At 38.5% G+C, this 20365-nt stretch carries 24 protein-coding genes; 17 read left to right on the plus strand and 7 right to left on the minus strand.

The genetic code is table 11. The features are described from left to right. Positions 1-446 precede the first annotated feature (446 nt). Positions 447-2258 (plus strand): oligoendopeptidase F, encoded by a 1812-nt coding sequence (gene pepF / locus AAV98_RS13275; protein ID WP_060666053.1) that lies wholly within the window; start codon positions 447-449, stop codon positions 2256-2258. 134 nt (positions 2259-2392) lie between these two features. Further along, a complete protein-coding gene (locus AAV98_RS13280) occupies positions 2393-3295 on the plus strand; it encodes a chemotaxis protein (RefSeq protein ID WP_060666054.1) in 903 nt (300 codons plus the stop codon). Positions 3296-3352: 57 nt separating this feature from the next. Here the strand turns inward: AAV98_RS13280 and AAV98_RS13285 are convergent, their stop codons facing one another. The 5 genes from AAV98_RS13285 to AAV98_RS13305 form a co-directional block, all read right to left on the minus strand. Then, the gene (locus AAV98_RS13285) at positions 3353-3835 is read right to left on the minus strand and encodes a YkyB family protein (RefSeq protein WP_060666055.1); all 483 of its coding nucleotides are present in this window, start codon (positions 3833-3835) and stop codon (positions 3353-3355) included. A 76-nt stretch (positions 3836-3911) separates the two neighbouring features. Further along, positions 3912-5420: an HD domain-containing phosphohydrolase gene (locus AAV98_RS13290; protein ID WP_060666056.1), complete on the minus strand. Its 1509-nt coding sequence runs from the start codon at positions 5418-5420 to the stop codon at positions 3912-3914. Between the two features lie 95 nt (positions 5421-5515). Then, positions 5516-6016: a L,D-transpeptidase family protein gene (locus AAV98_RS13295; protein ID WP_156317768.1), complete on the minus strand. Its 501-nt coding sequence runs from the start codon at positions 6014-6016 to the stop codon at positions 5516-5518. Positions 6017-6117: 101 nt separating this feature from the next. Further along, positions 6118-6315 (minus strand): hypothetical protein, encoded by a 198-nt coding sequence (locus tag AAV98_RS13300; protein ID WP_197284295.1) that lies wholly within the window; start codon positions 6313-6315, stop codon positions 6118-6120. 77 nt (positions 6316-6392) lie between these two features. Continuing rightward, positions 6393-7253, minus strand: a complete 861-nt coding sequence (locus tag AAV98_RS13305; protein ID WP_082380891.1) for a metallophosphoesterase — start codon at positions 7251-7253, stop codon at positions 6393-6395. Positions 7254-7430: 177 nt separating this feature from the next. On the opposite strand from AAV98_RS13305, the gene fadH reads away from it, so the two are divergent. The 5 genes from fadH (at position 7431) to AAV98_RS13330 (ending at position 11495) form a co-directional block, all read left to right on the plus strand. Then, positions 7431-8198 (plus strand): 2,4-dienoyl-CoA reductase, encoded by a 768-nt coding sequence (gene fadH, locus AAV98_RS13310; RefSeq protein WP_060666060.1) that lies wholly within the window; start codon positions 7431-7433, stop codon positions 8196-8198. Between the two features lie 253 nt (positions 8199-8451). Continuing rightward, on the plus strand, positions 8452-9024 hold the full coding sequence (locus AAV98_RS13315) for a LysM peptidoglycan-binding domain-containing protein (protein ID WP_060666061.1): 573 nt from the start codon (positions 8452-8454) through the stop codon (positions 9022-9024). Between the two features lie 87 nt (positions 9025-9111). Next, positions 9112-10329, plus strand: coding sequence for an EAL domain-containing protein (locus AAV98_RS13320; RefSeq protein ID WP_060666062.1), 1218 nt, complete (start codon positions 9112-9114; stop codon positions 10327-10329). 65 nt (positions 10330-10394) lie between these two features. After that, positions 10395-10634 (plus strand): hypothetical protein, encoded by a 240-nt coding sequence (locus AAV98_RS13325; RefSeq protein ID WP_060666063.1) that lies wholly within the window; start codon positions 10395-10397, stop codon positions 10632-10634. Positions 10635-10814: 180 nt separating this feature from the next. Further along, complete coding sequence (locus AAV98_RS13330; protein ID WP_060666064.1) at positions 10815-11495, plus strand: DUF3993 domain-containing protein; 681 nt, start codon at positions 10815-10817, stop codon at positions 11493-11495. A 115-nt stretch (positions 11496-11610) separates the two neighbouring features. On the opposite strand, the gene AAV98_RS13335 is transcribed toward AAV98_RS13330, so the two are convergent. After that, entirely contained in the window at positions 11611-11847 is a 237-nt protein-coding gene (locus AAV98_RS13335) for a glutaredoxin domain-containing protein (RefSeq protein ID WP_060666065.1), read from the minus strand. 214 nt (positions 11848-12061) lie between these two features. On the opposite strand from AAV98_RS13335, the gene AAV98_RS13345 reads away from it, so the two are divergent. From AAV98_RS13345 to AAV98_RS13370, 7 genes are all read left to right on the plus strand, one after another. Beyond that, the gene (locus AAV98_RS13345) at positions 12062-12301 is read left to right on the plus strand and encodes a YkuJ family protein (protein WP_010192712.1); all 240 of its coding nucleotides are present in this window, start codon (positions 12062-12064) and stop codon (positions 12299-12301) included. 42 nt (positions 12302-12343) lie between these two features. Then, positions 12344-12730 (plus strand): YueI family protein, encoded by a 387-nt coding sequence (locus AAV98_RS13350; RefSeq protein ID WP_060666067.1) that lies wholly within the window; start codon positions 12344-12346, stop codon positions 12728-12730. A 14-nt stretch (positions 12731-12744) separates the two neighbouring features. Further along, the gene (locus tag AAV98_RS20595; RefSeq protein ID WP_168864073.1) at positions 12745-12888 is read left to right on the plus strand and encodes a hypothetical protein; all 144 of its coding nucleotides are present in this window, start codon (positions 12745-12747) and stop codon (positions 12886-12888) included. Positions 12889-13098: 210 nt separating this feature from the next. Next, entirely contained in the window at positions 13099-13617 is a 519-nt protein-coding gene (locus AAV98_RS13355; RefSeq protein ID WP_060666068.1) for a ribonuclease H-like YkuK family protein, read from the plus strand. Positions 13618-13649: 32 nt separating this feature from the next. Further along, positions 13650-13820: an antirepressor AbbA gene (abbA, locus tag AAV98_RS13360; RefSeq protein WP_148986691.1), complete on the plus strand. Its 171-nt coding sequence runs from the start codon at positions 13650-13652 to the stop codon at positions 13818-13820. A gap of 210 nt (positions 13821-14030) precedes the next feature. After that, on the plus strand, positions 14031-14492 hold the full coding sequence (gene cbpB, locus AAV98_RS13365) for a cyclic-di-AMP-binding protein CbpB (protein ID WP_060666070.1): 462 nt from the start codon (positions 14031-14033) through the stop codon (positions 14490-14492). Positions 14493-14616: 124 nt separating this feature from the next. Further along, positions 14617-16125, plus strand: a complete 1509-nt coding sequence (locus AAV98_RS13370; RefSeq protein WP_060666071.1) for an MDR family MFS transporter — start codon at positions 14617-14619, stop codon at positions 16123-16125. A 52-nt stretch (positions 16126-16177) separates the two neighbouring features. Here the strand turns inward: AAV98_RS13370 and AAV98_RS13375 are convergent, their stop codons facing one another. After that, on the minus strand, positions 16178-16918 hold the full coding sequence (locus tag AAV98_RS13375; protein WP_156317770.1) for a sulfite exporter TauE/SafE family protein: 741 nt from the start codon (positions 16916-16918) through the stop codon (positions 16178-16180). Positions 16919-17039: 121 nt separating this feature from the next. Here AAV98_RS13375 and AAV98_RS13380 point away from each other — a divergent pair, with 121 nt between their 5' ends. From AAV98_RS13380 to dapD, 3 genes are all read left to right on the plus strand, one after another. After that, positions 17040-17918, plus strand: coding sequence for a LysR family transcriptional regulator (locus AAV98_RS13380; RefSeq protein WP_060666073.1), 879 nt, complete (start codon positions 17040-17042; stop codon positions 17916-17918). Between the two features lie 94 nt (positions 17919-18012). Beyond that, positions 18013-18849, plus strand: coding sequence for a DUF368 domain-containing protein (locus AAV98_RS13385; protein WP_060666074.1), 837 nt, complete (start codon positions 18013-18015; stop codon positions 18847-18849). A gap of 794 nt (positions 18850-19643) precedes the next feature. Continuing rightward, positions 19644-20354 carry a 2,3,4,5-tetrahydropyridine-2,6-dicarboxylate N-acetyltransferase gene (gene dapD, locus AAV98_RS13390; RefSeq protein WP_060666075.1) on the plus strand — a complete coding sequence of 237 codons (711 nt, stop codon included), beginning with the start codon at positions 19644-19646 and terminating at the stop codon, positions 20352-20354. Positions 20355-20365 lie beyond the last annotated feature (11 nt).

The following is a 20365-nucleotide window of genomic DNA, read 5'->3' on the forward strand; positions in this document are numbered from 1 at the left end:
GGTGATTGGAGCAAAAGGCGAAGACTCCTCGAAAATGCTACGCATTTTCTTCGTGCGATGAATCGCTGCCGAAGCCTTCCTTGTCCTGAGGGAAATAGCGCTAGGTGGAGACCCCACAGGCGAAGCCGAGGAGGCTCCAGCAGCGCCCCTAGGAAAGCGAAGCCATTTGCGGAAATCAACAGCGGTAGCTAAAAAAATTCTAAAATCAATGACTTTTTCAGTGGCCTCGGCTAAGCCGAGGAGGCTAACGTCAGCCCCTAGGAAAGCGAAGCCATTTGCGGAAATCAACAGCAGAGAATAACCGGCAAATTATAAAAAGGCCGGACGTTTTTTTTATCCCCTCTTAAATATTTTAATTTTCAAAAATATCATTTAAATTACGCTGGTCTTCTTATATAATGGTTATATAAAAGATTCGATTATCGAAATAAATGGAGGGGAAGAAAATGGCAAAGGTTATGGATAAAGCACTAAAAAGAGAGGAAGTCCCAGTGGAGCAAACTTGGAATCTCAAAGATTTATTTGTTTCCTCAGAAGCCTGGGAACAGGAGTTGCAAGCCGTACAACAAGACTTATCAACTGTCACTTATTATAAAGGGAAAGTTGGGAAGGATGCTAAATCATTACTTGGGTGTTTAAAGGACAAGGATGCCTTAACAGAAAGAGTGATGAGGGTAATGACTTTCGCATCCTTAAAACAATCCGAAGATGGAACAAATCCTGAAAACCAAGCAAATTCGACTCGTGTTGGAGGCATGATCTCGAACTTTAGCGCCAGCACATCATTTATCCAATCTGAAATCCTTCAACTAAATGAAGAAACATTGAATGCATTCACAGCAGAAGAACCAGAATTGGAAGAGTTTAAAAAAAGCTTAATGGATGTGATGGAAACTAAGCCTCATAAACTATCTCCAGAAGCGGAAGAAGTACTTTCTGCCTTTGGAGAAGTGCATAACGCACCATACACCATCTATCAAAGAAGCTTAATATCGGATATGAGATTTCCATCTTTTTTTACAGATGACGGACAGGAACACCCGTTATCATTTAATTCTTTTCCTAATTATGAAGGGTCTTCCAATACAGAATTACGTAGAAAAGCGTACCAAACTTATATTGATACACTAAAACAATACAAGCATACATATGCGGCTACTTATGCAACTGAAGTGAAAAAGCAGGTCGTAGAAGCGCGTCTTCGAAACTATGAATCCGTCACAGATATGCTGCTTTTCGATCAACAGGTGACAAAAGAGATGTATCATAATCAATTGGATATTATCCAAAGCGAGTTGGCACCGCATATGCAAAGATATGCGAAATTGAAAAAGCGGGTACTAGGTTTAGAGACCATGCAATTCTGTGATTTAAAAGCACCACTAGATCCAGATTTTAATCCTGAGATTACTTATGAGGAAGCGTCTGAATTAATTCTAGAGTCATTAAAAGTGATGGGACCGGAATACATGGAAATAATGAAAGAGGGACTTAATAATCGTTGGGTTGACCTGGCTGATAACGTAGGGAAGGGTTCAGGTGCGTTCTGTTCCAGTCCTTATGGTGTCCATCCTTATATCCTGATGACATGGAGTGACTCTATGAGAAATGCCTTTACGCTCACCCATGAATTAGGGCATGCAGGGCACTTCCGCTTAGCAGGCAGATACCAGAAGCTTTCTAACACACGTCCATCCCGATATTTTGTAGAAGCGCCTTCCACGATGAATGAAATGCTGTTAAGCCAGCATATCCTATCAAAACCAAATGATGAGAGAATGCGCAGATGGGTTATCTTACAATCATTAGGGACGTATTATCATAACTTCGTTACACATATTCTAGAAGGGGAGCTTCAGCGCAGGGTTTACGATCTAGCAGACAAGGGAACTCCTATCACTGCCAATGTTCTTTGTGATCAAAAGACTGCATTGCTTTCTGAGTTCTGGGGAGATGCAGTCGAAATGGATGAAGGGGCAGGATTGACCTGGATGCGCCAGCCACATTATTATATGGGGCTTTATCCATATACGTATTCTGCCGGACTTACTGCTTCAACAGCAGCAGCAAAACAGATCCAAAAAGAAGGTCAGCCTGCAGTTGATCGTTGGCTGTCGGCATTAAAAGCAGGGGGCACGTTGAAACCGCTGGAATTGATGCAATTGGGCGGTGTAGATATGACAACATCTGAACCGATTAAGACCGCTGTCGCCTATGTAGGCTCTTTAATAGACGAATTAGAAAAAAGCTTTTCCTAAACCACGTCAACACCTTATCTGTATACAGATAAGGTGTTTTTTTATAGAAAAGAGTGTAGTCTATCAACATTCCTTTATTTAATCCGATAAAAAAATAAAGTACATATAGTCAAGAACGGAAGGGCGTATCAATAATGGAAAAAAGAAATGGAATACTATTAGATTCTGGTACCAACGAAGTGGAATTTCTTGAATTTCATATAGGAAGCACCAGCTTTGGCATAAATGTTTTAAAAGTAAGAGAAATTATCAAACCCGTTGCAGTGACCAAAATCCCTCATTCCCATAATAATGTAGAAGGCATCATCGAATTAAGGGGAGAAGTGCTCCCAATAATAAACCTCAGAAAAGCTTTGAATATAGTAGAACAGAGCAACTATATAGAAGAAAAATTTATCGTGACTGAATTTAATGGGATGAAAGTAATTCTAAGGGTAGATCATGTAACTCAAATCCACCGCCTTACATGGGCAGAAATGGAAAAACCTGCTTCGTTGCAAAATGGCTTTGAAGACCACATAACAGGGATTATTAAACAACCCTCCCAGATGATTCTCCTCTTAGATGTAGAGAAAATCATGTTTGAGATTTATCCAAACCTGGATAAAGGAGCGTCAAATCTACATAAAAATCAAAATCCTGCTCGCAGTGAAAAAAGGATTATGATTGCTGAAGATTCTCCGATGCTAAGAAAACTTCTAGAAGAGAACTTGTTCGAAGCAGGATTTGAACATATTCAATTCTTTGAAAATGGCCAGAGTGCTTGGGAGTATATGGAGACCGTGGTGAAAACCGGAGAGCAAAATGTAGACCTGTTAATTACCGATATCGAGATGCCTCAAATGGATGGTCATCATCTGACAAAGAAAATAAAAGAAGATAACTCTCTCTCAAAGATACCCGTTATCATATTCTCTTCTCTGATAACAGATCATCTTAGGCATAAAGGTGACCAAGTAGGTGCGAATGCTCAAATTAGTAAACCACAATTGACAAAGTTAGTAGAATTACTAGATATTCATCTGTTTAATAAATGACAGATTAAAAAGACGAAAGCCCAGCTACTTGTAGATGGGGCTTTCGTCTTTTCCTTCTCAGAGATAGCTTTCCCCGAGTTTTTTGAATACGGGCTTTTGATACTGTCTTTTGGGTTGATGTTTTTGCCCATCTGTCGGATGGAAATTTGTGTACCGTTGAAGTAAGTTCTTCGCTACTGATAAGGACATATTAGCTTTTGGGTTACGATAATAATCGTTTAATTCTCCAAGATGAGGTAAATCTGTAAAGTCATCTTTTGTAGGAGGAAGATGGAAGTAATATTCCCCTGCCAATACAAGAACATCAGATTGTTGACGACTGTTTTTGGGGTTTCTCGAAAAATGCAATCCTTTTTTTATAGCTTTGCCTTCGGTGATAAGTTTCTCTAAAGCTTTTCTTTTTAATGTATAGAGAAACTTTGGATCCGGCGCGGTTTTTGCATGCCGATTTACAGTAAAGATGGCACGAGAGAGGTTTTCAATAGAAGATTCAATAGGGGAATCGTTTTTCCTTTGGTTTGTGTAACTATTATTATGCATAATTGGCTCCTTTCCTTTTCCTTATTATACTGCGCATTCAATAAAAATGGAAGGGGAGCTCCAACTTCCTCCAATTCTAGGCTGAAGTTAGAGCATGTTTCTGGTCTTTTTCCATAAGTTTGATAAAGATATCAACAAACTCTGGATCCCATTGAGTGCCTTTTCCACTTTCCAAAATAGATAGGGCTTTCTCCATTTTCATTCCCTTACGATATGGACGATCCGAAGTCATGGCATCAAATGCGTCAGCTACGGCGATGATTCTGCCGAAAAGAGGAATATTATGACCAATTAATTTATCTGGATACCCGTATCCATCAAATCGTTCATGATGGTTTCTTACACCTGGTATTAATGGAGCCATTGCCTCTTTAGGTTGCACTTGACTTAAGATGGTAGCGCCAAGCAACGGATGTCTTTTAATTTCTTCAAATTCCATATCTGACAGCTTTCCGTCTTTTAATAATATCTCATCCTTCACTCCAATCTTACCTATGTCATGAAGGAGAGCGGCATTCTTTAGCAATTCAAGTTGCTGTGGGGGCAGTCCAGCTTTTTGGCCAATGAGTACAGAGTATCTGCTTACCCTTAATGAATGTCCTGCTGTATATGGATCCCGTGCATCAAGGGCGGTAGAGAGGGTTTGATAAAAGCTTTCCATCAACAGCCTATTTGTCTCATTTCTTTCCTCCAATCCCTGCACCATGGAGTTAAATCCTTGAATAACTTGAGAGAATTCATCTGAATATAATTCCTTAGCAAAAGCTAGATGATTATTTTCTACGTCTTGCATCCCTTTTAACAATTGAGTAATAGGTTGTAAAATATCCTTAAATAACAAAAATGCCCCAAATGAAGAAAATACGGCAGCAATGAAGAGGATCAATATTCCCCAATTCCAGAAATCCACTTCTAAGGTAAGGGTTTCAAAGCGAACTTCTGTTGCCAGACTGAATAATAGAACGGGGAAAATTCCGATAAATAATGCGCTTACTAGAAACTTCGTACGTAAAGAAACGATTATATCCCCATGTAAAGATAATGCAAGATGATAGATGTTCTGAGTGGCTTCTTGTAAACAATCCAAAACGGGCCTTATCGCTCTGACTGTAAGAAAGTATTCAATAAACGCATGCATTCCAGCTATTAGCACCGCACCAAGTGAAGCAAGAAGTACATATCGAAAAGGCATATTAAGCAAGCCTGTCTGTATACAAATGATCGCAAAGGTAATGGCGGGAACAGAGAGTCCCAGCAGGTGGGGGCCAATTATTCTTTTAACTGTTAACATTGGAAACCGTTGTATATGTAAAAAAGCTTTCTGATAGTCAGCATATGTTTGATCGGTTTTAGTAAGGATAAATTTTATCGGTTGCAGTTGTTTATGAAAAGCGAACAATTCACAAAGCACCATAATAAAAGCAGAAGTTAATAAGATACTAATCATTATATTAATCTCTGAATGGGATAGGTTTAATGTAGAGAATATGAGTATGCCGCCTACCCCTAACACGGCTATGGATGAACCAAGTATATAATTTATGACAAGCTGTTTCACAAAACGAGTATATGTTGATGGATGCAAGAAATCCCTTCCTTTATCACTATATTTTTCTAGTACAATTATAATCAATCTTATCAGTATGTTCTAGTAAATTTGGTAGATTTGGAATGTAAATGTTATTGAGGGCGAATGATCACACGTGTCCCGTTTGGTACGATTGATGCAAGTTGTAGGACATCTTGGTTATACATTCGCACACATCCACGAGAGACAGCTTTTCCAATAGAGCTGGGATCGTTTGTTCCATGAATACCATACGATAGTTTGGAGAGGGAAAGCCACATTGCACCAAATGGGCCACCAGGGTTAGGTTGTCGATTTACGATAATATAGTTGCCAACTGGAGTTTCAAAGAGCATTCTGCCTACTGCAATAGGAAATGATTTGACAATAACCCCATCTTCTTTCAGTACAAGCTTCCTATTTGCAATGGATATTTCAATGGAATAGGGAATGGTATCTGCATTAGGAAGACCTGGAATGATGATTTGTTGACCAGGATAGATGATATTAGGATTTAAAATGGCATTGACAGACAAAATCTCAGCTAAAGGCCGTCGGTAATCCAACGAGATAGAACTTAGTGTCTCTCCTTTCCTCACTACATGTACAGCCACCCAACTCACCTCTTTCATTACAAATTTTTTTAATGCTTGATAACAATCATCTGAAAAAAGCCGTGCAAAAAGTGCAGCGGCTTTAGGTTTCGATCAGTCCATTATCTATAATAAGGATTAGGTGGGTAAGGTCTTGGGTAAGGTCCAGGATAAGGTCCAGGGTATGGTCCATAATAAGGGTATGGTGGGTAATAAGGTCTAGGAGCTAAAAGAGTACCTACTGCCAATCCCCCTAAAAACGGAAAAAAAGGAAACCCGAATCCCCCAATTAATCTGTTATTTTGGTAGTTTCGATACATAGACATATGCCTCCTTTATAGGGTCACTATAATGTATGGCAATGCGAATAGGTATGCGCTTGTACGCGGTAGCCCATTTATTGACGTTCAAGGGTAAAGAATGCTATTTCTGGCGGGGCTAAAAAGCGATAAGGTTCTCTTGTCGTGCCTAAACCCTTATTCACATATAAGGTCAATCCATCCAAATGATAAAAACCTTCATAAAATTTAGTTCCAAGAGGTGGAGTAATTAATGGGCCGAAAAAAGGAATTTGTACTTGTCCTCCATGAGAATGTCCGGACAGCTGTAGATTTACTTGAAACTGCTCTGCTATGGAATCAGCTGCATCTCCTTCATGAGCTAATAGTATCGTATAAGCGTCTTCAGGAATACCACGTAGCGTTACATTAAAATCAGGTCTTCCAAGCATCAAATCATCCACTCCAGCAATGAATATTTGACTTTTATCTATTAATTCAACCTTAGTATTTTCATTTTTCAACACAGTGAAACCAGAGGACTCCATGATTTCCTCGTAAGTCTCCGTCCCGTAACCACCATGATCGTGATTTCCGTAAATTGCAAATTTTCCAAGGGGAGCTTCGATCTTTTTTAATATATTTATTAAGTTGTATGACCCATCGTATTCTAATGGGTTGTCCATTAGGTCACCTGTAAAGAAGACGATATCGGGTTCCTCTTCATTAATTAGACGAACCACTTTTTCCAATTCAGCTTGCCCAAAATGGTGACCAATATGTGTATCTGAAAATTGAGCAATCTTTATTCCGGAAAAGCTTTTAGGGATGCTTGGATGTTTAATGATATGTTTTAATTTGTTCATTTGCTTTGGTTCTATATATCTAGCATAGAAATAACCTGCACCACTTGTAAGTAAAGCAGTGAAAACTATCGTAAAGATTCGTTTAAAAAAGGCTCTTCTTGTTAATTTACTCATAGTCATACCAACCTAACCTATCATAATATCACTCATTATAGCACCAATTAGAGGTGAATTTCTCTTTCTATCATTCTACTTTTAATGGAAACTTTTCGAATGGATTTTATAAAACATTTTGATTATTTTGAACATTAGGTTAGAATAGTATAGAGACATAGGATTGGGGGAGATTTTATGGGAGAAAAGAAAGTTGCCATCATTACCGGTGGTTCTAGTGGTATGGGGAAATATATGGCGTTGAAGTTCGCGCAAGAAGGTTATAATGTGGTCATTACCGGACGTGATCTTGATCGACTTGCGCAAGCTAAAGAAGAAATTGAAGGGCACGATGGAGAGGTCTTGACTGTGCAAATGGATGTTAGGGAGCCTGAGCATGTGGAAAGAATGGTCAAGTTGACGGATGAAGCTTTTGGAAGAATTGATGTGCTGGTCAACAATGCAGCAGGGAACTTTATTTGTCCAGCTGAAAAACTATCTGTGAATGGCTGGAAGTCCGTCATTGACATCGTCTTAAATGGAACCTTTTATTGTAGCTCTGCAGTAGGGAATTATTGGATGGAACGAAATCGTAAAGGCAGTATGATCAACATGGTTGCCACCTATGCTTGGAACGCAGGAGCGGGTGTGGTGCATTCAGCTGCGGCCAAGGCAGGAGTCCTATCCCTTACGAGAACACTTGCAGTGGAGTGGGGGACGAAATACGGAATTCGAGTGAATGCAATCGCTCCAGGTCCAATCGAAAGAACTGGTGGTGCAGACAAATTGATGCAGTCTGAGGAAGAGGCTAAAAAAGTTGCGGCCAGTGTACCATTGAAGCGTTTTGGAACACCTGAAGAAATTGCTGAATTAGCATTTTTCCTGAGCTCTGAAAAGGCTGCATACATAAACGGAGAATGTGTAACAATGGACGGCGGCCAATGGCTCCATCCATTCCCGTTTTAATTATTAGTGGTTTAAACCTGTGGATAGGAGCAAAAGGCATAGACTCCTGAGGGAGATAGCGGTAGCTTGAGACCCCTCAGCAAAAAAAATGAGCATGCTCTTGGAAAGAGAAGCCATTTGCAGAAACCACCAGCTATGTAATTTAGTTAACAAAGCTCGTGTAAAGCAATTTTTTATTGCTTTACCGGGCTTTTTTTCATACTTGTATACCTGTTTTGCTCATACTAAGCAGAAACACCAAGGAGGAAACCTAATGAGTATCTATTACAAGTATGACTGGGACGAACAAAACAAAGAACTGACAGTATATATAAACCCTACAGAAGCATTCTATGAGTGCTCTGTTGAATACGCTGGCAACCATGAAAAGTTATCAAAAAGAAGAAACCTGTTAGATGCAGCAAGGAAATTAGCCTCGGATGTATTGCCAAAAGGAACGGTTGTAAACAGCTATCGGGTCAAATTCCAACAATTTCTCATAGCTGTACTGGATGAAAAGAATGGAGCTACTAGAGAACTTTTGGAAGGACAAGCTTGTGGAAGTTATCAGGTGAAACATAATGAAACGTTAAAAGATATATCACAAATGTTTTCGGTTGACGAAAATAGCCTAAAAAAGGTTAATCACCTTGAAAGTGATACCATTTTCACTGGGATGAATCTTAAAGTGCCATGCTACCTTCATACTGTGGTTACTTCAGATAGTTTGTTAAAGATAGCACAAAGATACGACATTTCACGAGAGTCAGTCCGCCAATTAAATAATTTAGATACTGATTGTTTGAAAATTGGACAAGAATTAAAAATTCCTAAAAGATTTCAATAAAATATCATAGCTCGTTACTATTTCCACGTCATAATCTGCCCTATAACATGATATAATCGTTCCAAACAAGACAAAGGGGAGAACGAGATGGATCCACTTGATATTATGACAAATATCGAAAAGGTCACCCCTTATTTTCAAGCAATTTTTAGTGCAGATGCCCAAGAAGTAATTGGATATGAAGTACTAGGAAGGTTTCAGTTGGAAAACGGTGATGTGATGAGTTTAGGGTCTTTTTTTCATGACCACACAGTACCTGGCGAATACCAACTCGAAGTAGATAAGGTATTGATCAATAAAGCTTTAACCTACTATATCGAACAAGATTGTACGTTAAAATTATTCTTCAATCAAAACGCAAACCTTCTTTTGGAAGACCAAGGTGAATCATTGCTAGAACTTTTTCTGTCATATGCTCCAAAAGGATTAAGGTTAGAAAATATTGTAATTGAAATAGACGAACATTCTTCTAAAGAAGGAGAAGAATATCTTCAGCACCTCTTTAATTACTATAGAACCTATGGTATACAACTTTCCGTGGCTAATATCGGGGACACTGGTACAAACATGGACCGAATTGGACGCTTGAACCCGAATATACTAAAAGTTAATCTAGAAATTCTTCGTCAATCACATGAAGTGGCAGCTCATCAAGATATCTTACACTCTTTATCTATTTTATCAAGGAAAATAGGAGCTGCATTAATGTATGAGAACATGGAAGCTTCTTTTCAATTGCAATATGCTTGGAGAAATGGTGGAAGGTTTTATCAAGGTTACTATCTACATAAACCTGGTCCGGTTTTTATTGACATCAACCATTCCAAAAAAATGCTTGTTGAGAAGTTCCAACAATTTATTCGTTATGAAAAAAGAAAACTACAAGCTATTCATCAGTTTACAGGAATGCTCCAAACTAGACTTCACCCACTCCTTTTAAAAGGGCATAATCTAAAAGATTATGATGACTGGCTTCACTCGATAGCGGAGGAACTGGACAATATTAGCTTCCGTATGTATATATGTGACGAAAATGGATTCCAGCTTTCTCCCAATCTTTTAAGAGAGAATGGAAAGTGGAAAGCAGACAGTCAATATAGAGGGAAGAATTGGAGTTGGAGACCTTACTTTCTCGAACATATTATGAAAATGAGTATGGAGAAAAAAGGAATTATATCGGACTTGTACAGTGATATTGAATCAGGTCAAAGTGTTCGAACTTATTCTTGTCTTATTACAAAAAACCGCTTCCTTTATGTCGATATTTCTTATGAGTATTTATATGAAAACCAGGATCTTCTATAAGCAGTGTATAGAAATTATCCGTTTGTTTACCTTAAGAGTATAGTTTGTTCGGTGAGGTGATTAAAATGGGTTCTTTTGACTTTATTTTGGCTATTTTAGCATTAGTTATTGTTGCTGGCGCTATGGTATACACGTATAGGTTAGGGCGTCAGGAAAGTACTCAGGCAACAACCCAGGATTCTTCCATTAGTGAAAAAGTTCAAGATCATTATGTAATGAAAAATCCTGTTTTTGTAGCCTTATTAATAGCGACAGTATTAATATTGTTGTATATCGTATATGTTGCACTTAATTCTAATTGGTAGTAGTGGGGAACCCTTACAAAAATTGTAAGGGTTTTTTGTGTTTGCAGATGGGGCAGAAGGGTAGAGGTAGAGAAAGTGAATAATTTGTCAGTTTTCAACGTAATTTTTCGAACGGTTACAAACCCTTGTCCGCTCTGTTCTTGATACAATTAGATCACATCATCTGAGGAGGAGAATGGATTGCTTAAAAATATGACAGGAATTTTTGCCCTTATAACCATCATTATTTTCGGCTCAAGCAATGCTAGTGCAGAACAATCGCCTGAAGATTACGAAGTATATTCCTATTTGAATGATGCCTTTCAATCACAGGTTTCATTGGGAGAAAAACACCATTCCTTAGAGGAAATCAATCAGCTACTAGATCCTTACTTTACAAAAGAGTATCAACAATCTTTTCTTAAAGAGCATTTATTTAAAGAAGAAGCAGGTTATATAACATACGGTACTGATTTTCCTGCATATTACATTCCTTTCTTTAGCTATGATGAAGAAACAAGAGTGATAAGTGAGCAAGATGGAGAGTTTATTGTTTATGAATTTTTTGCGTCAGAAGAGGATATGCCAAGCCTTTATGATGATCACTATGAGTATGTAAAAATAAAAGAAACATCCTCTGGCTGGAAAGTGACAGACTATGGTTTTGAATATGAGACTCCAGAATTTGTGAAAAGCAATGAAGAGGAACAAGAAGCAAATATAGTCAAAACATTCTCCAAAGCAAATGTTAGTATAAACAATACTTATACCATTGGAATGTTAGCAAATCCTTTTTTTCATTCCTTCCCAAATACCATATCGATGATGGTTTCTCATTTATTTCATGCTTTTAATAAAGATAGCTTCCTCGTAACAAGGTGACATACAAAAAAAGAGCGTAATCGCACGCTCTTTTTTTAGTGAAAGCAAATAAAAAGCTTTCTTCTATCATCTTATTAGTGGTATGATGTATTCTCTTGCAAAATCACTTTCGAGACTATTCCGTAATGCCTAATAAACTTTGCAGCTTTGACAGGTCAAATCCTTTTACAACCTGCTCATCGACTGTTACAGTAGGAGTGGAATATGACTGTAGATCATGTACTAAATAATCTCTTGCTTGTAGATCCTCAGAGATGTCAATCACCTTATAGGAGATATTATGGTGTGTTAAGAATTGTTTGACCACCTGACAAGGGGGACAATCAGGTTGAGTGTAGACGGTTATTTTCATGGATACAGCTCCTCGTAAGAAAAATTTCACAACTTCGCATGTTTTATTCGTCATTTTAGACTACAATAAAAGGGAAGTTATGTACGAACACTATAATATTAATATTCCTACCTTTATTTTACCGGATATTGAAAGGTTTTGTACAAAAATACGAATGGCCTTCCAAAACAAGGTGAATGATATAGGTAGGAAGGAATAGAAGGAGAGTTGTTACATGTCACTATTAGTAGGGATTGTAAAAAGATTAAATGATTTAAAAGAAACATCAGAAGCTGGAAATGAACCAGCACAACGCTTTTTCGAAGTAAATGGAGAAAAAGTGTGCAGCGTGAAGTTCTTTGATAAGACCAATACATATGAATTGGAAGTATTCCTAAAAGGGGAAAACCCTAAAACGTATCAATTTGACAATATCGATATGATTGCCATTGAAATATTTGACCTGATCCACTAAGAAGTACAGGGAAACCTGAATTTCATGATGGAGGGATCTAAGATGGGTAAAAACATTGATGATTATATAGATAGAGGGTTAAAGGGAACACCTGAAACAAAGCCAAGCGAGAGAAGGGAATACCTCTCTCAGCTCCGCGAACGGATTATTCTTGCATTAACAAACGGTCAAGTGATCCAAAAGAAACCTTATAAACCTATTTCGGATTTGATGAAGATGTACCCTTCTTCTAAACTTTATCTGGACGGAGATCTGGATTATATGCATCTTTCTAAATATATCCGGATTGCTAATGAAAACAATATCCCATTTACTATTGTCGACGATAAAGCATCTACAACCAACATTGGTTTAGTGCTTGCAAATCCAACAGCAATTGATAAAGATGATATTTTTGTTTCTAAGGAAGATTTTCAACGTCATTTATAGTAGGAGTGGTTTACATGATGCCAACGGTTCACTGTCCTAAGTGCAATCGCGAAGAAGAAATGGATAAAGTACTTACTGCCCATTCAAATCAAAATGTCATGTATCGATGCCCACATTGTGCGTATTCGAAGTCACAAATCCAAACAAGTAAAGGTTAACCAGGCTGTTCATTCTCAGCCTGGTTTTTTTATGCCGTTTGTCCATATTACAACTGAAAAATCATTGAAAATCACGTATAAATTTTTGATAATCGCGACAATAATGTAGATATATTTGTCATCCAAACCGTTAAACGTAAGAAAACACTACTTTTTTTGGAGAAAGGAACATATAAGTATAAGGGAAAGTACGGAAAAGGAAGTGGATAAATGGATAACCCCAGCAAGTTTATAAATATTACCCACGGCTACCTTACTTTTGAACAAGCTTATGAAAAAATCCTTTTGTTTATCCAAAAAGACGTGAGAGCCCCATACTTACTATCGATTGGAACAGATTCACATGTTTATCAACAAGAGACCAAATTCATGACAGCAGTCCACCTGCATCGCGTTGGTAAGGGAGCATGGGGTTGTGTAAGGCCATACATCGTAAATAGAGCCATTAGAAGCCTGCATGAAAAAATTTCGCTTGAAACTGCATTAAGTCAAGAAATTGCGATGTTATTTACAATGGAAAAATTAGAAAAGATACAAAATCTGTTGCTGCCGCACTTGGAGCATGGAGCGGATTTCCATTTTGAAATTCATCTCGATATTGGACAAAATGGTGCTACAAAAGATTTCATACAGGAAATGACAGGTCGGATTACAGCCATGGGTTTGGATGCCAAAATAAAGCCGGATGCATACACTGCCTTCTGTTATGCAAACCGATATACAAAGTAAAACCAATAATGGAAAGGATGGAGCATGTTGCAATGGTGACTTTAACTCAAGAAGAAAAAGATCTGTTGGTAACCTTATTAATATCAACTGATGTAGCCAAGGAATTGGTAATCAGTGAAATAAATGATATAGAGGTCGGGGAAAAAGAACTTGAGAAAATAACATATCAGAAACTGATAGAATTGTATGACAAAATCTCCTAGTGATTTTCTCCCTGTAGCTGCCTAAATAAGGCAGTTTTTTTGTTTTTCTTTTAAATTTTCCTGTCATAAGTCTATTTTTGTCGAAGAAAGATAAGCATTTTATTGAGGATAAAATTCGAGTCCAAGTTATATTTGTGCTACAATGATAATGGTCAATTACACAAAGTGGCATATAGTATTAGAGAGTAAATAAAGAGAGGAAGAACATTTATGATCAGCCTCCAAAGTAGTAAAGTATTAGGAGCAACTATCAAAGATTTAATTATTCCTGCCGAACGTGTGGCACATGTACAAGTAAAAAACAATTTGGAACACGCATTATTGGTTTTGACTAAAACAGGTTATACAGCTGTACCTGTTCTTGATCCTAAATATAGGTTGCATGGTCTGGTCAGCACTACCCATATTATGGATTCTATCCTTGGTTTAGAGCGAATTGAATTTGATAAACTGGAACATATGATTGTTGAAGAGGTAATGAATAAAGAGCTACCTTGTTTAAATGTTACGGACACAGTGGAGAAGGGTTTGGAGTTGTTAGTGGACCATCCTTTTGTTTGTGTGCAAGATGAAGACGATGTTTTTGAAGGTATCCTCACACGCCGTACAATCCTAGACAGATTAAATACACATTTTCAAACGAATGAAACGGAAAAAGACCTGGAAGCATAGGGTCTTTTTTTATTACAGTTGAAGGTTGCATTAAATGTGTTAAAGGGTACAATTTACATAGAGTGACGAAATAAATCTATTTAAGAGAAATTCTAGTGCCATTCATAGGAGAGAAGGGAAAGACATGGGAACTGCAACGCTTGAGAGGCAAGAAGTGAAACAAGCCTCACCAAACAAAACGAAAAAGCCGTTGGTGCTGGCAGCTATTATGCTTGCGATGTTCATGGCAGCCATCGAAGCGACGATTGTGTCCACAGCCATGCCTGCAATCGCTGCAGATCTTGGGGGATTCTCTTTATACAGTTGGGTATTCTCTTCCTATTTATTAATGAATGCTGTAACCGTTTTGATATACGGTAAACTATCGGATTTGTTTGGAAGAAAGCCAATACTTACATTTGGAATCATTGTCTTTTTAATTGGATCTTTATTGTGTGGAATGGCTGCTTCCATTGAAATGTTAATCTTTTTCCGATTTATTCAAGGTTTTGGAGCAGGAGCCGTTATGCCCATTGCATCGACCATTGTGGGGGACCTGTACACAAAAGAGGAAAGGGCAAAAATTCAAGGGTATTTATCGAGTGTATGGGGTATATCAGCAATCTTAGGACCTGCTATTGGCGGATTGCTTGTTCAGTATGTTAGTTGGAGATTTGTATTTTGGGTAAATATCCCTTTAGGAATCTTAGCCATTATCGGTCTTTATCTCTTCCTACATGAAGGAGTGGAAAAGAAGAAACATTCGATTGATTATGCAGGTGCGGGATTGTTATTTGTATCTGTGAGTTCATTCATGTTTGTCATGGTAGAAGGCGGTGTAAGATGGGAGTGGCTATCAACTCCCGTTCTTAGCCTTATAGCTCTATCGGCAATAGCCTTTATATTCTTTATTCTTCAAGAAAAGCGAGCGAAGGATCCGATGATGCCGTTTGATATTTGGCAGGAACGGTCCATTCTAATTGCCAATATTACATCATTGACCACGGGCGTCATGTTAATAGGTATTTCTAGTTTTTTACCTGCCTTTGTTCAAGGAGTTATGGAGAGACCGCCGATTGTTGCGGGTTTCACCTTGACTACCATGTCCATTGGGTGGCCGATTGCAGCAATGATTGCTGGGAGGCTTTTGTTAAGAATTGGATTTCGGACGACTTCCATTATTGGTGGAGTTGCCTTGATACTGGGAAGCATCATTTTCATGACATTAAGCCCTGAGGATGGACCAGTATGGGCCGCTTTTGGTTCCTTTATGATTGGTGTGGGTATGGGCTTTTCAACAACGGCCTTCATTGTCTCTATACAAAGTACAGTTCCATGGCAAAAACGAGGAGTAGCAACCGCATCCAACATGTTTATGAGAACACTGGGAAGTACCATAGGAGCAGCTCTGTTAGGTGGAATATTAAATTCCAGAATACAGGCGCATTTAAAAGAAAATGGAGCTTTAGGTGAATTTTCTTTAGATTCTACGACACTCCTTCTAAATGAAGACCAGCGCAATCAGCTTTCAGCATCCATGAGAGTGTTGCTTCAGGATGGATTAACAACCGCACTTCAGACGGTTTACCTTGTTGTTGCAGGGTTTGCTGTCATCAGCTTTATTTTAATATTGCTCTTGCCTAAGAAAAGTTAAAAAAGCGCCAGTTCTTAAGAAATTGTTTCTAGAGAGCTGGCGCTTTTCGTTGCTAAACTATTATTTTTAAGAGTAAGTAGACGATGAGAAAAATAGAGAAAGCGCTAAGTATCTTCTGCCACGGAAGAAAAGCCAGTCTGTTCGCCAGTTTTATTGCAGTTTGTGCACCTAGAAGAGAGCCTAACCCAAGTGCGACCCCAACCTTCCAATCAAAATACCCCATGGAGAAGTAAACAATAAATGAAACAAAACAACTTGCGAAAGTTTGTAGCCTCGTGAGTCCGATACTGGATAGAAAAGAATGACCTGCCGTTAGGAAAGAATGCATAAGTAGGGTCGCTTGACCTGGACCGAATAGTCCATCAAAGGCACCTATTCCTATATATGTTGGATAAAACAGCGGGGACGGTGTGCCATTATTTTCATTTCGCTTTATCTTCGATTTTACGATATTAAGAAAGGTGGCAATGACCAACAAACCCAACGCTACTTTAAGCAAAATCTCCTCTGTCAGAAAGGAGGCTAATAAAGCACCAGAAATTCCTCCAATAATGGTAAATGGCACAATGGATAATCCTAGTTTCACGTTTACTTGTTTCTTTTTCCAAATCGTATAAAAGCTAGTAAACGAACTGAAAGAATTAGAAAATTTATTGGATGCGATTGCAGTGTGAATAGGTACTCCCAAAAGTAGCATGGAAGGTAAGTTGATGAGGCCACCACCTCCTCCTAAGGTTCCTATAAATGTAGCGATAAAGCCGATTAATGTAAGATAGTAATATGGTGTTTCCATGGTGACACCTTCTTTCAACGAAACTTGGTCCTTCTACTTCATATTATGCGCATAATAGTCATAATGAAATGACATTAAAATTAAGATATACTATAAGAAAAACTTATATTGAGGGTAGTGTATGAATACATCAGAATTTCAAATATTATCGGTAATGGCTAAAGAAAAAAATATGAGAAAAGCTTCTGAACGGTTGTTTGTTTCCCAACCAGCTTTGTCACAACGCTTGCAATCCATCGAAAAAAATTGGAATACCAAGATATTTATCAGGACGCAAAAAGGATTACTGATTACACCTGCTGGTGAGAAAATTGTGGAATTTGCGGAAGAGGTGTTAACAAAAGAAGCAAAGGTAAGAGAAGAAATCACCTCACTTGATAAAGAAATCTACGGCACTTTAAAGATTGCTGTGGCCACAATCATCGGGCAATATTGGCTTCCGAAAGTATTGAAAAGGTTTATTCAAAAGTATCCTAATGCCAAAGTCTCTCTTGTAACAGGGTGGAGCAGTGATATTGTAAAAAGTTTGTATGAAGATGAAGTTCATTTGGGGATTATCCGGGGAAACCCGGAATGGAAAGGAGTAAAGAAACATCTGCTTAGAGACAAGCTTTATCTTGTAGATACAGAAATAAAAGAGCTTTCAGAACTGGAACTTACGGAACGACCTTTTATCCAATTTAAGAGTGATTCCACCTATTATCAAGAAATTCAAGTGTGGTGGCATAAAAAATTTCAGGCTCCACCAAAGCGGACCATTGTAGTAGATCAAATTGAGACATGTAAACAGATGGCGCTAAATGGAATTGGTTATGCTATCCTGCCTTCCATCACCATACAGGATGATTATGATAACATCAAAAAGATTCCGCTTGAAGAAGATGAAGTATCCAACCTTCACCGAGATACATGGTTGATTGGATATGAATCCTCCTTTAATTTAAAGCAGGTGGAAGCATTTCTAGAAGTATTAGAGGAATATCATCATGGAGGTAATTAACGAACTTCTTTAAGATAATATTGGATTATATTTAAAAGAAATAGTAATATATATCTTTGAGATACTAGACTTACTTATAAGGTGGAGCACTTGTATGGAATGGAAAAATATTTATCGCGGTATGTTAATGGGGATTAGTGATGTAATACCTGGTGTAAGCGGTGGAACAATTGCTTTTATCCTAGGAATTTACGACCGTCTTATTGAATCAATAAGCGGAATTTTCAGCAGAGAATGGTTAAGACACCTAAAGTTTCTTATCCCTCTAGGTATCGGTATCGTGGGTGCATTACTTATTTTCAGTCACCTACTCGATTACTTGTTACACACCTATCCCCAACCGACTATGTTTTTGTTTTTAGGATTAATCATTGGAGTTTTACCATTACTAACCAAAGAATCTAACATGTTTCAAACATTTACAAAACGTCACTATCTGGCTTTAATTCTTTCATTTGTATTAGTTGGTTCCATGGCATTTTTGCAGGAATCTACAAGACCCGTGATTGAAACACTAACAGTTAGTTCAGCAATCAGTCTATTTTTTGCTGGTTGGATTGCCAGTATGACAATGCTTCTGCCTGGTATTAGCGGCTCAATGGTATTATTGATCCTAGGCTTCTATACGACAGCTATCGCAGCACTCAAAGATATCAACATACCGATTATACTTACAATCGGTGCAGGAGTTGCGGTTGGTTTTATCATATCCAGTAAACTAATTAAATACGTGTTGGAGCATTTTCCGAAAATAACATTTGCCGCGATCATCGGCCTTGTGATGGGGTCGACGTTAATTGTCTTCCCGGGCTTTTCACAAAGCATGCTTACAAACGTGATTAGCATTCTCACCTTCATCATTGGAATGATAGTAGTTCAATTCATCGCACGCACAAACGATAAAATGGTTGCCAAAAGAGAGACTGAATAAGTCTCTCTTTTTCATAAGGATTAGAGTATATATAGTACTGTTGATTTCCGTTTTCCAGGAGCTTCGCTTGCCTGCGGGGTTCTCACTTGTCCCTTCCTCCCGCGGGCGTCTACGCGCCTTCCACTCCAATCAACAAGGTAATCTCATTCATACAAGGTTAAAGGAAAAGAAACTAACCAGAATAGCTGAAAAAGTAGTAACCTTTAATACTTTTGAATCTTAGCTGTTGATTGGAGCAAATGGCGGAGACTCCTCGAAAATGCTACGCATTTTCTTCGTGCGATGAATCGTTGCCTATGCCTTCCTTGTCCTGAGGGAGATAGCGCTAGGTGGAGACCCCACAGGCGAAGCGAGGCCACTGAAAAACAGAAAAAATAAAGTTTTTATTTATTCCTAGCTGTTGATTGGAGCAAAAGGCGAAGACTCCTGAGGGAGATAGCGCTAGGTGGAGACCCCGCAGGCATAGCCGAGGAGGCTCCAGCAGCGCCCCTAGGAAAGCGAAGCCATTTGCGGAAATCAACAGCGGTGTTTATCAATTTCCAAAACCTAAGACTTTTTCAGTGGCCTCGGCGAAGCCGAGGAGGCTCTAACAGTGCCCCTAGGAAAGCGAAGCATTTGCGGAAATCAACAGCGGCGTTAAACTAATGGCTAAAGTTTTCACTTTTATAGAGCCGGGCTGTTTTGTCCGGATATTCTTTATTTATCAAAAATCTATAATTTTTTTACTTGTCACACTTTTCGTTGTTTGATAGAGTAAAGGGATAAAGACTTATAGTTTTGGGAGGAATTACATAATGAAAATGATGGACGCAAACGAGATTATTTCTTTTATTCAAAACAGTACAAAATCCACACCTGTAAAGGTTTATGTGAAAGGTGATGTAGAAGGTATCAACTTTGGTGCTTCTTCAAAAACTTTCTTAAATGGCAATAGCGGAGTTGTATTTGGCGAGTGGGCTGAAATTGAAGTAGCTCTTAAAGAAAACGAAGCAAAGATTGAAGATTTTGTGGTAGAGAATGATCGCCGCAACTCTGCCATTCCTCTTCTTGACATGAAAGGTGTCAAAGCTCGTATCGAGCCAGGCGCAATCATCCGTGACCAAGTAGAGATTGGGGACAATGCTGTTATCATGATGGGTGCTTCTATCAATATCGGTTCCGTGGTTGGAGAAGGAACGATGATTGACATGAACGTAGTACTTGGTGGACGCGCTACAGTCGGTAAGAACTGTCACATCGGTGCAGGATCCGTTCTTGCTGGCGTAATTGAGCCGCCTTCTGCAAAGCCTGTTGTTATTGAAGATGATGTTGTTATTGGAGCAAATGCAGTAGTGCTAGAAGGTGTAACAGTTGGAAAAGGTGCAGTTGTAGCTGCGGGAGCCATTGTAATTGATGACGTGGCACCATACACAGTGGTAGCTGGAACACCGGCAAAGAAAATAAAAGATATTGATGAAAAAACGAAGTCTAAAACGGAAATTAAACAAGAACTTCGTCAATTATAATATAGTAGAGA

The sequence above is a fragment of the Bacillus sp. CHD6a genome (assembly GCF_001293645.1).
Classification (GTDB): Bacteria; Bacillota; Bacilli; order Bacillales; family Bacillaceae_I; genus Sutcliffiella_A.